We start from the raw sequence: 16,374 nt of genomic DNA, 5'->3' as shown, positions 1-16,374 counted from the left end.
TTGAAAAAACGGCTTGGAGCTCAGTCGGCGGGCGGGTGCAGGGAGCAGGCGCCGCAGGCAGAACCGGCGGCAGTTCCACGGCATCCGCGGGTCGGCTGGGATGACGATTTTATGAACCCGCCCCGTAAATGTCTGTCAGACTTCGGCCTAATCCATGCAAAAGATGCATGGGGTTATGTGCATTACATGCCAGTCACACCGCCTGCTGCTTCCATTGCGCATGGCCCGCCCGGCGCAATTCGCACGCTGGGCAGGTGCCGCAGCCGTAGCCCCAGGCGTGCAGCGTGTCCCGGACGCCGTGGTAGCAGGTGTGCGACTGCTGCACGATGATGTCCACCAGCGCGTCGCCGCCCAGCGTGCGGGCCAGCTCCCAGGTCGCGGCCTTGTCGATCCACATCAGCGGCGTCTCAAAGGTGAAGCGCTGGCCCATGCCCAGCGACACGGCCACCTGCAGCGCCTTGAGCGTGTCGTCGCGGCAGTCGGGATAGCCGGAGAAATCCGTCTCGCACATGCCTCCCACCAGCGTCTGCAGCCCGCGCCGGTAGCCTACGGCCGCGGCCAGCTGGAAGAACAGCAGGTTGCGCCCCGGCACGAAGGTATTGGGCAGGCCGGCGGCCGTCATCTGGATGGCGGTGTCGCGCGTCAGGGACGTGTCGCTGATCTGCCCCAGCACGGCCAGGTCGACCATGTGGTCCTCGCCCAGGCGCTCGCGCCACTGGGGAAAGCGCTCACGCAATGCGGCCAGCACCTCCTGCCGTGCGGCCAGCTCCACCTGGTGCCGCTGGCCGTAATCGAAGCCGATGGTCTCCACATGCCCGAAGTGCGTGAGCGCCCAGGCCAGGCAGGTGGTGGAGTCCTGCCCTCCGGAAAAGAGGACAAGTGCGTGGCCGGGTCTCATGGGCGGTGTCATGGCAGAAAAAAGGAAAGAAAAGGAAAGGAACAGAGGGTGGCAGTGCGCCGGGACGTAAAAAAGCCCCGCGGTGCGGGGCTGCTGCGCGGGCGCCGGGCGCCTCAGGCCATGTAGATCGCGATGAACGCCAGCAGGAACATCAGCACCCCGCCCACGACGGGCAGCACGATGGGCATCAACGGCACCACCGCCTCGACGGCGTCGGGAACATGCGTCTCGCCAGCGTGCGGCGCGGTGGTGTTGTCGTGTGCCATGCGTTGTCTCCTGCGGTGTTCTGCTTAAAAGTTACGCAATTCTAGCGGCGCACGCGCGCCTCCGCATACGGCGATACCCCAATCCGGCGCTAGCGCGCCAAGGGCTATGCGCGCCGAGTGTGGACCTTTGCGCTTCACCGAGACGAGCCATGAGCACTGCGTGCGCTGAAGCGCGGCCCGAGACCAGCAACCGCCGCGCAAGGGCCGCCCCGCCGCGCTGGCGGTGTCCCTCCTTCCCGGCGAAGCCGAGAGAAGGGGGAAGGCGCGCAGCGCCTCAGGGGGATGCTCTCTAGTACGGCTTGCGCTCCGCCGCCGCAGGCGGCACCCACTGGTACAGCCAGGTCTCCGTGATCGGCTCCTTGCCGTTGCGCAAGAACAGGCGGATCGTGATGGGCTCGGTGCTTTCGTCCTCGGGGCGGATGTCGAACATCGCCCGATAGCCCTTCACCGATGCCAGCGGGCGGGCGGAGGTGATCTCGATCTTGCCCCGGCTGGCGGTGATGACCGGTTCCACCTGGGCGTCCGGCCCCAGTCGGGCCAGCACCTCGCCCGCGAAGTCCACCGCGAAGCGCCAGGAGAAGTACTTGCGCGGCTGGCCGACGACGCCGCCGAGGCCGGTGCGCGTGGCCACGCAACGCCCCAGGGCCGACTGTGCCGGGGGCTGCGCGCCCCAGAACAGACGGTAGCCCAGCAGCCATTCCTCGCCGGGCTGCGGCTTGCGCTCGGGATGCCAGAAGGTGACGACGTTGTCGAAGGTCTCGTCGATCGTCGGAATCTCCACCAGCTGGATGGACCCCTTGCCCCAGCCCGCCTTGGGCTCCACCCACAGCGAAGGGCGGCGCTCGTAGAACACGCCGTCGTCCTGGTAGTGGTCAAAGTTGCGGTCGCGCTGCAGCAGGCCGAAGCCGCGCGGGTTCTCGTCCGCGAAGGCGTTGAACTGCAGCGTGGGCGGGTTGGTGATGGGGCGCCACACCCATTCGCCGTTGCCGCGCCACATGGCCAGGCCGTCGGAATCATGGATCTCCGGGCGCCAGTCGTTGGCCATGCGGTGGTCGTTCTCGCCGTGCTGGAACATGCTGGTGCAGGGCGCGATCCCCAAGCGCTCGATGGCCTTGCGCGGGTAGAGCGCGGCATCGATATCCATCACCTGCAGGTCGTTGCCGCCCTCGGCCGGGGTGATGGCGAAGCGGTAGGCGCCGGTGATGCTGGGCGAGTCGAGCAGCGCCATCACCACAACGGTGCTGGAGCCCGGGGCGGGGCGCTCCAGGTAGAACGCGGTGAAATCGGGAAACTCCTCGGGCCGCTCCATGCCGGTGTCGATGGCCAGGCCCCGGGCAGACAGGCCGTACTGCCACTCGCTGCCCACGGCGCGGAAGTAGCTGGCCCCCAGAAAGGCGGCCACGTCGCGCACCGGGTCGGTGTGGAAGTTCAGACGGAAGCCCGCGAAGCCGAGGTTGGCGGGCAGGTCGCCGGCCTTCAGGCCGCTCTTGCCGTAGTCGAACATGGCCGGGTCGTAGGCCAGTTCCTGGGCGCGGCCCTCCGCCACCGAGAACAAATGCACGGGCTTCTTGAAGAACAGGCCCAGATGGAAGAACTTGGCCTGGAAGCGCAGCTTCTCGTCCGCCCACAGGGCGTGGTCGGGCCGAAACTGGATGGACTGGTACTGGTCCCAGTCGAGCTGGCTGACGGAGGCGGGCAGTTCGCCTTCATGGGACACGTAAGGCTTGTCCGCCAGGGCGCGGGCTTGGCCCTTGAGCGTGGCGAAATCAAAAGCCTGGGCGGCGCCCAGGGGCTTCAGGGCGGCGAAGGCCTGCGTCCAGTTCAGGCCGAGGCCGCCGGCGGTAGCCAGGGCGGCGCCGCGGCCCAGGGTGCGCAAGAAATGACGTCGTTCGGGTCGTTGCATGGGTTCGGAGTGTGTCGAAATCCTGACGGCTTCGATGCAACGGCGTGTGTTTTGCCGGGCATTTGCCTGCAAATCGCAGCAAAACGCGGTGCTTTCCTACGACTCGGCGCGACGGCTCCTACAAGGGCGGGCCGGCGCGCAAAAAAAGCCGGAGCGCGCGCGAGCGCACCGGCCTCTGCGTTCGCTCAGCGTTGGCGGCGCCCTTCCGGGTCGCTGGGGCCGTTGCGGTCCGACAGCAGCTCGGCGGGCGGCGCCAGGTCGCCGCTGTCGCTGCCTTCGGCCTCCCAGGTGCCGCCAGCGCGCGTAGTGTTGCCGCGGGGGTGGCCCATGTCAGTGCCGTCGTCGAAATTGAGCGGGCCGTCCTGCGGCATGTCGTCGAACGCGTGGGCCGAGACGTCGTTGAGCGAGTCGGACACATCGTCCTCGGCGCTCAGGCGGTCGTTGATGTCGTCGCCCTCGGGTAGCTCGGCATTAGGGTCGTCGCTGCGGTCGATGCCGGGCTGTTCGGTTGCGTGGAGGGGGCTGTCGGGCGGTGTGCGCATGGCGATGCTCCTGTGGTCTGGTCGGCCCCACGGAAGGTGGTTGGCCTCGGGCTTCACAGCATCCTGTGGGGTACGGCGCCATCGGGTGGGCAGACGGCGTGAGGCCGGGTAGGAAGGGGCCGGCATGCTCCTAAACCAGGGGCTCATCGCAGCATTTCAGCCTCCGCCGGGCGGCTGGCGAAAGCGCGCCATCGCATGCCGCTCAGCGCGGTCGCTTGCCTCTTGCAGCACGTACCACCACCGCTTCCACCCGCTCAGCGCAGGCGGTCCCAGGTCGGTTGTCGTGAGACAGGTGGCCGCTTCAACACGGGCAGGGTCATCGAGGTGAAGCGGTGGAGCGGACGAGGCAGAAGAGGCAGAAGAGGCAGAAGAGGGGGCTTGCGACATGGGCGGAATGCTCCGCGCCCCGCCAAAGTCTGTAAAGTTGAATGAAGTGAACCAGATAGTCAGAAAAACTGATGCGTAACCTGAACCTGGACCAGCTGCAGACACTGGTTGCGATTGCCGACCTGGGCACCTTCGCTGCCGCGGCACAGGCGCTGCACCTGGCGCCGCCCACCGTCAGCCTCCACATCAAGGAGCTGGAGTCGCGGCTGGAGGCGGTGCTGCTGGTGCGTGGCCGCCGGCAGGCGGAGCTAACACCCGCCGGCGAAGTGCTGGTGCGGGAAGGCCGTCAGCTGCTGGCCGCCAGCGACGACCTGGCGGACCGGGTGCGCCGGCGCGCTTCGGGGCGCGAGGGCGTCGTGCGCGTGGGCGTGTCGGCCGGGGTCAGCACCCGCCTGCTGCCGTTGATGCTGCAGGCGCTGCACCGGCGCAACCCGGCGGTGGAGGTGCGGCTGGAGGCGGTGGGCTCGGCCGATACGCTGCAGCGCCTGAAGGCCGGCACGCTCGACGTCGGCATCGTCGCCAGCCCGCAGCCCGCCATGGCAGAGGTGCGGCTGGTACCCTGGCGCAACGACGCGATGGTGGTGCTGCTGCCTGCGGACTGGGATGCCCCGGACGAGGTCACACCGCAATGGCTGGCCAGCCGCCGCTGGGCGTCGTTCGCTCCGGCCACGCAGATGCACGGATTGATCGCGGCGTGGTTCGGGCAGGCGGGCCTCAACCCGCGTCCGTACCTCACGCTGAGCTATCCCGGCGGGCTGAAAAGCCTGGCGGCGGCCAGCCACAGCGCCGCCATCCTTCCGCGGGAGGAGGCCGAGGATGAGCCCCGCTCGCAGCAACTGCAGGTGCGCCCGCTGTCGCCCCCGCTGATGAGACCGATGGCCGTGGCCCACCGCAACCTGCCCGACCCCGACAGCGCGGTCACCCACGTGCTGGAAGTGTTGGCGGAATTCGCCAGCTGACGGCGGCGCAGTGCGGTGCGGTGCAGCCCGAAGGTCCGGCGCCGGATGCACGACCGACGGCGACAGGCCGGGCCCGCGAAATCGCCGCCCAGGAAGCCCAGGGCATGCACCATCCATCGCGACGCAGCGCGCAGCCCGTCCACCGACGGGGAATCGTTCGCCATCCGTCGGTCTTTCGCTGAGGCCATCGGTTGTATTGCGCAACCCATGGGCGGTGGTCGGGGAAGGCCCGGCACCGGAATCCACTGCAACGAAAAAAAAGCCTGCCAGGAGCCTGGCAGGCTTTTCAACGGGCCGGAGCGGAAGGGCTCCGATCAGAACGGAATGTCGTCGTCCATGTCGTCGAACCCCGAAGCCGCGCGCGGTTGCTGGGGCGCAGGGGCCGGTGCAGGGCGTGCAGCCGGAGCCGGCCGGGGGGCTGCCGACTGGGGCGCCGGGCGGCGTGCGGGCGGGGCGCTGTTGCCGCCGCCGCCGTAGCCGCCGTCGTCGTAGCCACCGCCGCCCTGGCCGCCGTCGTCATAGCCGCCGCCACCGCCCTGGCCGCCGCCCATGCCCTGGCGGCTGCCCAGCATCTGCATGGTGTCGGCGCGGATTTCCGTGGTGAATTTTTCCTGGCCGGACTGGTCGGTCCACTTGCGGGTGCGCAGGCTGCCTTCCACATAGACCTGGGAGCCCTTGCGCAGGTACTGGCCCACGATCTCGGCCAGACGGCCGTTGAACACGATGCGGTGCCACTCGGTGGCTTCCTTGTTCTCGCCGGTGTTCTTGTCGCGCCAGCGGTCGGTGGTGGCGATGGTGACGTTGGCGACCTGGTCGCCGCTGGGGAAGGTGCGCATCTCGGGGTCGCGCCCGAGGTTGCCGACGATGATGACTTTGTTGACGGATGCCATGGTGTGTAGGGGCCTGTAGAGAATGGAGGGGAGGGGGCACTACGGCCGGTGCCGCCCCGCAGGGCGCGCACGCATTGCGGGTGCAACGGGAAAGCGATTGTGCCGCATCCGCCCTGGCCGCGGGCGGTCTGCCGCGCCGCCGGCCGCGCGTGGATCAGTGGCCGGCGGCCGCGTCCTGCCGGGAAACGGCGCGCATGCCCCAGGCCAGCGCCAGCCACGCGGCGCACAGCGCTGTCGTGGTGGCGAACAGGGCCGTGGGGCCGCCCCAGCGCACCAGGGCACCGCCCAGCGCGCCGCCGGCGAACAGGCCCAGCGACTGCAGCGTGTTGTAGGCGCCCAGGGCCGCGCCGCGCAGGGCCACCGGGGCCGTGCGCGACACCAGGCTGGGCTGGCTGGCTTCCAGTGCATTGAAGCCGCAGAAGAACAGGAACATCAGGCCGCCCAGCACCCACAGGCTGGCCGGCAGCGCCTGGGCCGTCACCAGGCCCAGTCCGGCCTGCACAAGCAGCACCAGGCCGATGGCCGACAGCAACGCACCGCGCAGGCGTCCGGCCCGCTCCAGCGAGAACAGGCCGCCCATCATCAGGAACGACAGCACCACCGCCGGCAGGTAGATGTGCCAGTGATCGCTCTTGGGCAGGCCGGCCTGCACCAGCAGTGCGGGCACGGCCACCCACATCGACAGCTGCACGGTGTGCAGCACGAAGACGCCGAGGTTCAGGCGCAGCAGCTCGGCATGGGCGAACACGTCGGCCAGCCGGCCCCGTGGGGCATGGGCATGGCGCGGCGGCTCGGGCGGTACCACCCACAGCACGGCGGCGATGCCGGCCAGCGCCAGGGCGCAGGTCAGCGCGAACAGGCCGGACAGGCCGAAGCGCGCGGCCAGCGGCGGCGCGGCCACCAGCGCCACGGCGAACATCAGCCCGATGCTGCCGCCGACCAGGGCCATGGCCTTGGTGCGCACGCCGTCGCGGGTCTGGTCGGCCAGCAGGGCCGTGACGGCGGCCGACACGGCGCCCGCGCCCTGCAGCGCGCGGCCGATCAGCAGGCCGGTGAGGGTGTCGGCCAGCGCGGCCACCAGGCTGCCAGCGGCGAACACCAGCAGGCCGAGCACGATCACGCGTTTGCGGCCGAAGCGGTCGGAAGCCAGGCCCAGCGGCAGCTGCAACACGGCCTGGGTGAGGCCGTACAGGCCCATGGCCAGGCCGACCAGCGCGGGATCGTCGCCGCCGGGGTACTTGCGCGCTTCCAGCGCGAACACGGGCAGCACGAGAAACAGGCCCAGCATGCGCAGCGCGAAGATGAGCGCCAGGCTGATGCTGGAGCGCCGCTCCAGCGGGGTCATGGTGGTGGCCCCGGTCGCGCCGGCCGCTGGGGCGGCGGGGGGCGGGGGCAGCACGGTGGTGCCTGAAGACATGGGTGCAATCGTGTGGGGCGTGCCCGGGCCACCGGGCAAAGCGTGATTCTCGCCCATCCCTCTGTGGGCGGGCATTGATGTGATCCTATGAAAGTGCAGGCCGTCCGGGGGCGTATGGGGTCAAAATGCCCCGCTGCGCAGGCAGGGCGGGTGCAGGCAGCTATCAATTCATGAGTGCGCCCACTGGGGCCCCAGGGCGGCCGCAGGGGCCGGCCACGGAACGGCCTGCCGGATTGCACCCGCTCCCCTATCATGGTGGGTTTCCCCGCACGAAGCCGCGCCCGCCGTGAACCCTTCCACCGATCCGTCCTCCGCGCCCTCCGCTGACGCTCCCGCCGGCCGCTACCTGGGCCAGGCGCTCCAGCAGGCGCGCATCAGCATCCGCGGCGCGCGCACGCACAACCTCAAGAACATCGACCTCGACATCCCGCGCAACCAGCTGGTGGTGATCACGGGGCTGTCGGGCTCGGGCAAGTCGAGCCTGGCGTTCGACACGCTGTATGCCGAGGGCCAGCGCCGCTACGTGGAAAGCCTGTCGGCCTATGCGCGGCAGTTCCTGGGGCGGCTGGACAAGCCCGATGTGGACCTGATCGAAGGCCTGTCGCCGGCGATTTCCATCGAGCAGAAGGCCACCAGCCACAACCCGCGCTCCACCGTGGGCACGGTGACCGAGATCCACGACTACCTGCGCCTGCTCTACGCCCGCGCCGGCACGCCGTACTGTCCCGACCACGGCCTGCCGCTGTCGTCGCAGACGGTGAGCCAGATGGTCGACGCGGTGCTGGCGTTGCCCGAGGACACGCGCCTGATGGTGCTGGCCCCGGTGGCGCGCGACAAAAAGGGTGAATTCACCGAGCTGTTCACGCAGATGCAGGCGCTGGGCTACGTGCGCTTTCGCGTGGACGGGCAGATCCATGAGGTGGAGAGCCTGCCGCAGCTGAAGAAGACCGAGAAGCACGACATCGACGTGGTGATCGACCGGCTGAAGGTGCGCACGGACGTGCAGCAACGCCTGGCCGAGAGCTTCGAGGCCGCGCTGCGCGTGGGCCAGGCGGCCGACGGCAATGGCCGCGTGCTGGCGCTGGAGATGGACTCCGGCCAGGAGCACCTTTTCTCCAGCAAGTTCGCCTGCCCGGTCTGCAGCTTCTCCCTGCCCGAGCTGGAGCCGCGCCTGTTCTCCTTCAACGCGCCCATGGGCGCCTGCCCCACCTGCGACGGCCTGGGCCAGCAGGAGGTGTTCGACCCCGCGCGGGTGGTGGCCTTCCCCTCGCTCAGCCTGGCCAGCGGCGCCATCAAGGGCTGGGACCGGCGCAACGGCTACTACTTCGCCATGCTGGAGAGCCTGGCCAAGCACTACCGCTTCGACGTGGAGGCACCGTTCGAGTCGCTGCCCGAGCGGGTGCAGCACGCCGTGCTGCACGGCTCGGGCGAGGAAGACATCGCCTTCAGCTACATCCTGGACAGCGGCGCCAACAAGGGCAAGTCGGTCACCAAGAAACACCCGTTCGAGGGCATCCTGCCCAACATGGCGCGGCGCTACCGCGAGACGGACTCGGTCGTCGTGCGCGAGGACCTGGCCCGCTACCGCAGCACCCAGCCCTGCCCCGACTGCCACGGCACGCGCCTGCGCCGCGAGGCCCGCCATGTGCGGGTGGGCGAGGGCGAACAGGGCCGCGCCATCTACGAGGTGAGCCGCGCCACGCTGGCCGAGGCGCTGGGCTGGTTCCAGCAGCTCACGCTCACCGGCGCCAAGGCCGAGATCGCCGACAAGGTGGTGCGCGAGATCGCCACGCGCCTCACCTTCCTGAACGACGTGGGCCTCAACTACCTGAGCCTGGACCGCAGCGCAGAAACCCTCTCGGGCGGCGAGGCCCAGCGCATCCGACTGGCCAGCCAGATCGGCTCGGGCCTGACGGGCGTGATGTACGTGCTGGACGAGCCCAGCATCGGCCTGCACCAGCGCGACAACGACCGACTCATCGCCACGCTGCAGCACCTGCGCGACATCGGCAACAGCGTGATCGTGGTCGAGCACGACGAGGACATGATGCGCGCCGCCGACCATGTCATCGACATGGGCCCCGGCGCCGGCGTGCACGGCGGCCGCGTGATGGCGCAGGGCACGTACGACGAGGTGCGCGCGCACCCGCAATCGCTCACCGGCCAGTACCTGTCGGGCGCCAAGGTGATTGCCGTGCCCGCCCGCCGCACGCCGTGGCTGCCGGTGCTGGAGGCGCCCCAGGCCGCGCCCGAGCCGGCCAGGAAGGGCAAGCCGCGCTTCCCTGAAACCGACGCCAGCAAGCGCCGCGCCGAGCGCCTGGCCGAGCACCGCGCCACCCAGGGCCGCCTGCAGGCGCTGCGGGTGATCGGCGCCACGGGCCACAGCCTGAAGCACGTGAGCGTGGAGTTTCCCGTGGGGCTGCTCACCTGCGTGACGGGCGTCTCGGGCTCGGGCAAGAGCACGCTGGTCAACGACACGCTGTACGCCGCGGTGGCACGCCAGCTCTACCGCGCGCACGACGAGCCGGCCGAGCACGAAGCCATCGAGGGCATCGAGTACTTCGACAAGGTCATCAACGTCGACCAGAGCCCCATCGGCCGCACGCCGCGCAGCAACCCGGCCACCTATACCGGCCTGTTCACGCCCATCCGCGAGCTGATGGCCGAGGTGAACACCGCCCGCGAACGCGGCTACGGCCCGGGGCGCTTTTCCTTCAACGTGGCCGGCGGCCGCTGCGAGGCCTGCCAGGGCGACGGCATGGTGAAGGTGGAGATGCACTTCCTGCCCGACGTGTACGTGCCCTGCGACATCTGCCACGGCCAGCGCTACAACCGCGAGACGCTGGAGGTGCTGTGGAAGGGCAAGAACATCGCCCAGATCCTGGACCTGACGGTGGAGGACGCGCACGCCTTCTTCCAGGACGTGCCCACCATCGCCCGCAAGCTGCAGACGCTGCTGGACGTGGGGCTCTCCTACATCCGCCTGGGCCAGAGCGCGACCACGCTGTCGGGCGGCGAGGCGCAGCGCGTGAAGCTGGCGCAGGAGCTATCGAAGCGCGACACCGGCCGCACCCTCTACATCCTGGACGAGCCCACCACCGGCCTGCACTTCGCCGACATCGACCTGCTGCTCAAGGTGCTGCACCAGCTGCGCGACGCGGGCAACACCATCGTCGTGATCGAGCACAACCTGGACGTCATCAAGACGGCCGACTGGGTCATCGACATGGGGCCGGAAGGCGGCGCCGGCGGCGGCACGGTGGTGGCCGAGGGCACGCCCGAGGACGTGGCGGCGAACCCGGCCAGCCACACCGGACGCTACCTGGCGCCGTATCTGGCGCAGCAGAGGGTTTAGAGCGTTTTAGGCCTGTAGCGCTTATGCAATAAGCGCATGTAGCTATTAATTCAATAGCATTGTGCCGCCGGTAGTGGCGGATGCGTCGCCGCCGGCGCCCAGCCGGAACACCGCCACCACCGACACCAGCTCCTGCGCCTGGCCGCGCAGGCTGCTGGCGGCGGCGGCCATTTCCTCGACCAGGGCGGCGTTCTGCTGCGTGGCCTGGTCCATCTGCGTCACCGCCTCGCCCACCTGCGCCACGCCCTGCGACTGCTCCCGGCTGGCGGCGCTGATCTCGCCCATGATGTCGGTCACCCGACGCACGGCGTCCACCACCTCCTGCATGGTGCTGCCGGCGCGGGCGGCCAGCGCATTGCCCTGCTCCACGCCCTGCACGCTCTCGGTGATGAGGGTCTTGATCTCCTTGGCCGCCTGGGCGCTGCGCCCGGCCAGGGCCCGCACCTCGCCGGCCACCACGGCGAAGCCCCGGCCCTGCTCGCCCGCGCGGGCCGCTTCCACGGCGGCGTTCAGCGCCAGGATGTTGGTCTGGAAGGCGATGGAATCGATCACGCCGATGATGTCGGCGATCTTGCCGGACGACGCGTGGATGCCCTGCATGGTCTGCACCACCTGCGTGACCACCTCGCCGCCCTGCAGCGCCACGGTGCTGGCGCTGGCGGCCAGCTGGCTGGCCTGTGCGGCGCTGTCGGCGTTCTGGCGCACGGTGGCCGTCATCTGCTCCATGGACGCGGCGGTCTCCTCCAGCGCGCTGGCCTGGCTCTCGGTGCGGGCCGACAGGTCGGTGTTGCCCTGCGCGATCTCGGCGCTGGCCGTGGCCACGCCTTCGGCACCGCTGCGCACGCGGCCCACCACCTGGGTGAGCTGGGCGCGCATCTGCAGCAGCGCGGCCATGAGGCGGCCCACCTCGTCGCTGCCGTGGGCGATGGGCCCGCCCGACAGGTCGCCGCGTGCCACGGCCTGGGACAGGGCCACGGCCTGGGACAGCGGGCCGGTGATGGAGCGCACGAACACCACCATCAGCGCGATGGCCACGGCGCCCGTCGCCAGCAGTACCAGCGCCTGCAGCACCAGGGCCTGGCGCAGCGCCTGCATGTGGGCCTGCAGCGCGTCGTTCAGCGTGTTCATGGCCTCGGTGTTGACGGCGTTCAGCGCGTCGATGGTGCGGGTGAAGGCGTCGAAGTACTCCTGCGTGGGCAGGGTGAGTTCGGTCGCCTGGATGACGTTCTGGTCCGCCAGCTGCAGGGCCGCGTCGATCTGCGCGGCCACGGCCTGCGTCTGCGTCGTGAGCTGGCTGCGGAACACCGGGTTGTCGCGCACCGCGCGGTCGAAGCCGCGGAAGGTATCGCCGCGCAGCTCCAGCACCCGCTGCTGCAGCGCGGCCAGCGTGGCGCGGCCTTCGGGCGGTGCCTCCTTGCGGCCGAGGAAGCCGGAGCCCAGCGCGCGCATCACGCCCAGCTTCTCGCCCAGCATGGGCGCGTGCACCAGCGAGGCCTGGATCAGCGCATTGCGGTCGTCGTCCGCGTCCACCTGCAGGCCGTAGTGGTGGCGCAGCGTGTCGCCGATCAGCATCACCTCGGCGATCAGCGCCGTGTGCCGGGCGGTGCTTTGCCCCGGCTGCAGCGAGCGTGCGGCCACGGCCTGCTCCAGCTCCTGCCAGCGGCTGCGCGCCTGGCCCCAGGCGGCCTGCTCGGCAGAGGGCGCCTCGGCCGCCGCCAGCTGGGCGGTGACCTGCTCGATGGCCTTCGCCACCGCATCGCGCGCGGCCGGGCGGCGCGCCGCCAGGCCCTCGTCACCGCCCAGCATGCCGGCCGAAAGCCCCCGGTGCACCTGGATCACCTGCACGGCCTTGTAGACCGCCAGCAGCGGCGGTGCGCCCTGCACCTCGCGGGCGGCATGGCGGATGTCGCCCAGCGCGCTGCTCACATGGAGGTAGATCGGGACGACGCTCATCAGCATGCTCACCAGCGCGAGGATGATGAATTTCTGCAGGAGCGGGAGGCGAGTGAGTAGGGCGTTCATGGCGGTTCTTCAGCAAAATGCGTGCGCCCTGCACAGGCACCAGGTTGGTGCATTCCATGAGGGTGTAACGCAATGTATTGATGCGTGCCAAGTAAGGGCTTGATGTACGTCAATTGCGCCGGCGTTTGGAAAACGGTGCCCTGTCTGCCCCGCTGGTGTCCGCTGCCGTGGATACTCGGACGGCTGCTGCGCCCCGGAGCGTTGCCTTTTCCCTACTGCGATGCACCTTCCCATGGATTCCTCCCCTTGCACCGGCCGGCGCCGCGGCCCCTCTCTCACCACGCCCCACGGCCCTGCGCACAGCCTGGCGAGGGCTTGCCCATGAACGCTCCGACCCGGTCCCCGGCGGCCGTGATGGGGTTACGCGATCTGCTCGCCGCGCTGGCGGTCGTCGTCATCTGGGGCGTGAACTTCGTGGCGATGAAATGGGGCCTGCGCCACTTCACGCCGTTCCAGCTGGGGGCCGCGCGCTACCTGTGCGCCGCCTTGCCGCTGGTGCTGTTCGTGCGGGCACCGCGGGTGCAATGGCGCTGGCTGGTGCTGTTCGGCCTGTTCCAGGGCGTGGGGCAGTTCGGCTTCGGCTTCTTCGCGCTGCGCGTCGGCATGACGGCGGCACTGGCCAGCGTGCTGATGCAGACGCAGGTGTTCTTCACCGCGCTCTTCGCCTTCGCGGCCCTGCGCGAGCGGCCGGGCCGGCCGCTGGTGCTGGGCATGGCGCTGGCCGCCCTGGGGCTGGCGTGCTTTGCCATGAACTTCATCGGCCCGGCTGCCAGCGCGGGCGAGGTCACGGCCCTGGGCGTGCTGCTCACCCTGGGCGCGGCCGCGTCCTGGGCGGTGTCCAACATCGTGGCGCGGCTGGCGCAGGCGTCCTCCCCGGGCTACGACCCGCTGGCCTTCGTGGCCTGGATCAGCCTGGTGCCCATCCTGCCGTTCGCCGCGCTGTCCGCGCTCTTCGACGCCGACGCCGCCCGCTGGCTGCACGCCGAGGCCTGGGCCGGCGTGCCGCTGCTGGGCTGGGGCGCCGTGGCCTATCTGGGCTGGGTGGCCACCATCATCGGCTACGGCCTGTGGACCAGCCTGCTCACCCGCTTTCCTGCCAACCGCGTCGCGCCGTTCAGCCTGGGCGTGCCGGTGGTGGGCCTGGCGGCTGGGCTGCTGGTATTGGGCGAGGTGGTGACGGCCTGGCAGTGGGCGGGCGTCGCCTGCGTGGTCGCGGCGCTGGCCTGCGTGGTGCTGGGGCCCCGCTGGGCGCGGCGGTAGCCCGATATTGGTCTTTTTGCCTGCTAACGCTCGTCGAATAAGCGCGGTCAGCTATTCAATGTATAGCAGTGTGCCGCCCTTGGCAGGCAGACCCGTGCTGCCTGGCCGCGCAACAGCGCGGTAAGCGCGAGGGCTATGTGCCGCGGCTCCCATCCTGCCTGCGCAGGCCTGGACGCGCCCGAAGGGCGACCGCCGGGAGCGGCACAGCCGCTCGGCGGGGCTTCACTCCATCCGTCGCCGCTGCGCGTAGCGCACCACCGTCACGCCGGCGCGGGCCTGGCGGGTGGAGGGCATCACCAGCACGCAGTCGTCGTACGGCGTGGCGACCGCCTCGCCGTCGTTGTCGCCGATGACGGTGCCGGCCTTGGCGATCACTTCCAGACCCGAGAAGGGCTCGGTGAAGCGGAAGCGCTCGCTCTTGGCGACGACCGGGCCGGTGACTTCCAGCGCCCACTGGCGCGGGGCATCGGGCTGGCGCCAGCCGGGCAGCAGGCGCGCGGTGTCGGCGGCGTCCAGCGTGCCGGCGGCTTCCAGGAAGCGCACGCACTGGTCGTAGGCCACGTCACGGCTGCCCACGTCGCCGTGGAAGCCGCATTCGACGAGCAGCGAGCGCGAATCGCCCGCGTCCGCATCGGCCAGGCCGAAGCGGCCGTAGTCGCGCATGCGCACGCCGTCCTTGTGGCCGGCATCGACGACGATGTGTTCCGGCGCGCCCATGGCCTTGGCCAGCTGCAGGTTGCGCGGCTGCACGCCGGTCAGCAGCAGCGGCGCGGCGCGCTCGTGCATCGAATGGATGTCCAGCAGCCAGGCGGCGCGCTCGATGAACGGGCGCAGCGCGGCGGCGCGGCGGCGTTCGCGGCTGTCGCCGGCGTCCATGCGCTCGTCCAGCCACTGGCGGTTCATGTCCTGGTCGATGAAACGCGAGGCGTCGTGGTTCTGCGGATCGAAGCGGTCGAACGCCTCCAGGTTGCAGAACGCCAGCGTGAGCGTGCCGCGCTGCGGGCGCACGCCGGCCTCCAGCAGGCCCTTGAGGGCCCAGGCGCCGCACAGCTCGTTGCCGTGCACCAGCGCGCTGATCATCACGTCGCGGCCGGGTTGGCCGCTGTCGAACTTCCAGACGCCTTCGGTGCCGGTGTTGCCGGCGCGCCAGGGCGCGATGTCCGGCGCGGGCAGGGTGAAGGTGAGGGGCGCGTGGGTGCTCATCATTCCTCGATCTTGGCGAACTGCACGATCTTCTGGTACTTGGCGATCTCGCTGCCCAGGTACTTGTCGATGTCCACGGTGGGCGAGGCCACCACGGAGCCGCTGGCTTCCATCTTCTTGCGGAAGTCGGGCGACTGCAGCGTGTCGTTCAGCGCCTTCTTCAGCTTTTCGTGGATGGGCTTGGGCAGGTTGGCGGGGGCCATCAGCGCGAACCAGATCGTCATGTCCACGTTCTTGAACTGCGGCGTCTCCGACAGGGCGGGGATGTCCGGCGTGATGGCCGAGCGCTTGGCTTCGCTGGTGCCCAGCGCGATCACCTTGCCGCTGCGGATGTGCGGCAGGCCGCTGGAGAGCACGAACACGCCGAACTCCAGGTTGTTGCCGATCAGGTCGTTGGTGAGCGGCGCCACGCCGCGGTAGGGGATGTGCGTCATGAACAGCTTGCCCTGTTCCTTGACCATCTCGCCCGTCAGGTGCAGCGCCGTGCCCACGCCGGAGCTGCCGTAGCTGAACTTGCCAGGGTTCTTGGCGACCAGCTGCGTGAACTCGGCGGCGGTCTTCACGCCCGCGCTGGGCGAGGCGACCAGCACCATGGGCTGCGAGGACACCATGCCGATGGCCGTGAAGTCCTTGATGCCGTACTTGATCTTCTTGTTGACCAGGTTGGTGATGGCCAGCTCATTGCTCGCGCCCACCAGCAGCGTGTAGCCGTCGGGCTGCGCGTTGGCGACCTTCTGCGCGCCGATGGAGCCGCCCGCGCCGCCCAGGTTCTCGATCACCACGGGCTGGCCCAGGCGGTTGGACAGCTCGGTGCCCACCATGCGGCCCACCAGGTCGGTGCTGCCGCCGGCCGGGTAGCCGACCACGATGGTGATGGGCTTGGTGGGGTAGGCCGGGGCCTGGGCGAATGCGGCGGGCGCAGCGGCCAGCAGCGTGGCGCCGGCGGCGAGGGCCAGGGCGCCGCGGCGCGGCAGGGAGGCGGTCTTCATGGGGGGGCTCCTTCGGGGGGTGATGGAGCCGATTGTGCGAAGGCGTGCACTGCAGCATGGTGCCGAAATGGCACGAAGCCGTGCCGATTGGGCCTGGTTGCAGCCGCCGCCGGAGTGCAGCGAGGACGCGGCGTGCGGCCTCAGAACGTGTTGACGATCTCCCTGGGGCCGCGCAGCGGCGTTTGCGGGAGGGGATGCAAGGCGCGGTGCGCCGTGGATAGCTCGGCTATCCACCAGCGCCGCAACGCCGCAGACCGCCCGCAAACGCCACTGCCCGAAGGGT

Annotated in this window: 12 protein-coding genes; 3 read left to right on the top strand and 9 right to left on the bottom strand. The window is 70.0% G+C overall.

The annotated features are described in order from the left end of the window. Window positions 1-193 precede the first annotated feature (193 nt). From queC to QE399_RS05725, 4 genes are all read right to left on the bottom strand, one after another. Window positions 194-898 (bottom strand): 7-cyano-7-deazaguanine synthase QueC, encoded by a 705-nt coding sequence (queC, locus tag QE399_RS05740; protein ID WP_309826971.1) that lies wholly within the window; start codon window positions 896-898, stop codon window positions 194-196. A 113-nt stretch (window positions 899-1,011) separates the two neighbouring features. Beyond that, window positions 1,012-1,164: a hypothetical protein gene (locus QE399_RS05735; RefSeq protein WP_309826969.1), complete on the bottom strand. Its 153-nt coding sequence runs from the start codon at window positions 1,162-1,164 to the stop codon at window positions 1,012-1,014. 289 nt (window positions 1,165-1,453) lie between these two features. Continuing rightward, on the bottom strand, window positions 1,454-3,067 hold the full coding sequence (locus tag QE399_RS05730; RefSeq protein WP_309826968.1) for an OpgD/OpgG family glucan biosynthesis protein: 1,614 nt from the start codon (window positions 3,065-3,067) through the stop codon (window positions 1,454-1,456). A gap of 185 nt (window positions 3,068-3,252) precedes the next feature. Beyond that, window positions 3,253-3,609 carry a serine/threonine protein kinase gene (locus QE399_RS05725; RefSeq protein ID WP_309826966.1) on the bottom strand — a complete coding sequence of 119 codons (357 nt, stop codon included), beginning with the start codon at window positions 3,607-3,609 and terminating at the stop codon, window positions 3,253-3,255. Window positions 3,610-4,067: 458 nt separating this feature from the next. On the opposite strand from QE399_RS05725, the gene QE399_RS05720 reads away from it, so the two are divergent. Beyond that, window positions 4,068-4,955: a LysR family transcriptional regulator gene (locus QE399_RS05720; protein ID WP_309826964.1), complete on the top strand. Its 888-nt coding sequence runs from the start codon at window positions 4,068-4,070 to the stop codon at window positions 4,953-4,955. Window positions 4,956-5,269: 314 nt separating this feature from the next. On the opposite strand, the gene ssb is transcribed toward QE399_RS05720, so the two are convergent. Together ssb and QE399_RS05710 are read right to left on the bottom strand one after the other, a co-directional pair. Continuing rightward, window positions 5,270-5,845: a single-stranded DNA-binding protein gene (gene ssb / locus QE399_RS05715; protein ID WP_309826963.1), complete on the bottom strand. Its 576-nt coding sequence runs from the start codon at window positions 5,843-5,845 to the stop codon at window positions 5,270-5,272. A 154-nt stretch (window positions 5,846-5,999) separates the two neighbouring features. Then, window positions 6,000-7,190 carry an MFS transporter gene (locus tag QE399_RS05710; RefSeq protein ID WP_309831947.1) on the bottom strand — a complete coding sequence of 397 codons (1,191 nt, stop codon included), beginning with the start codon at window positions 7,188-7,190 and terminating at the stop codon, window positions 6,000-6,002. A gap of 358 nt (window positions 7,191-7,548) precedes the next feature. Between QE399_RS05710 and uvrA the strand changes: the two genes are divergently transcribed. Then, on the top strand, window positions 7,549-10,617 hold the full coding sequence (uvrA, locus tag QE399_RS05705; RefSeq protein ID WP_309826962.1) for an excinuclease ABC subunit UvrA: 3,069 nt from the start codon (window positions 7,549-7,551) through the stop codon (window positions 10,615-10,617). 45 nt (window positions 10,618-10,662) lie between these two features. On the opposite strand, the gene QE399_RS05700 is transcribed toward uvrA, so the two are convergent. After that, entirely contained in the window at window positions 10,663-12,639 is a 1,977-nt protein-coding gene (locus tag QE399_RS05700) for a methyl-accepting chemotaxis protein (protein WP_309826961.1), read from the bottom strand. Window positions 12,640-12,960: 321 nt separating this feature from the next. Between QE399_RS05700 and QE399_RS05695 the strand changes: the two genes are divergently transcribed. Next, window positions 12,961-13,899 (top strand): EamA family transporter, encoded by a 939-nt coding sequence (locus QE399_RS05695; protein WP_309826960.1) that lies wholly within the window; start codon window positions 12,961-12,963, stop codon window positions 13,897-13,899. Between the two features lie 222 nt (window positions 13,900-14,121). On the opposite strand, the gene QE399_RS05690 is transcribed toward QE399_RS05695, so the two are convergent. After that, window positions 14,122-15,105: a M14 family metallopeptidase gene (locus QE399_RS05690; protein WP_309826959.1), complete on the bottom strand. Its 984-nt coding sequence runs from the start codon at window positions 15,103-15,105 to the stop codon at window positions 14,122-14,124. Continuing rightward, window positions 15,102-16,091 carry a Bug family tripartite tricarboxylate transporter substrate binding protein gene (locus tag QE399_RS05685; RefSeq protein ID WP_309826958.1) on the bottom strand — a complete coding sequence of 330 codons (990 nt, stop codon included), beginning with the start codon at window positions 16,089-16,091 and terminating at the stop codon, window positions 15,102-15,104. Before QE399_RS05685 ends, QE399_RS05690 begins: the two co-directional genes overlap by 4 nt. Window positions 16,092-16,374: the final 283 nt, after the last annotated feature.

Source organism: Paracidovorax wautersii (assembly GCF_031453675.1).
In the GTDB taxonomy this organism is placed as follows: Bacteria; Pseudomonadota; Gammaproteobacteria; order Burkholderiales; family Burkholderiaceae_C; genus Paracidovorax.
Note: the sequence above shows the minus strand (reverse complement) of the source record. Positions and strands in the feature narration are given on the sequence as shown.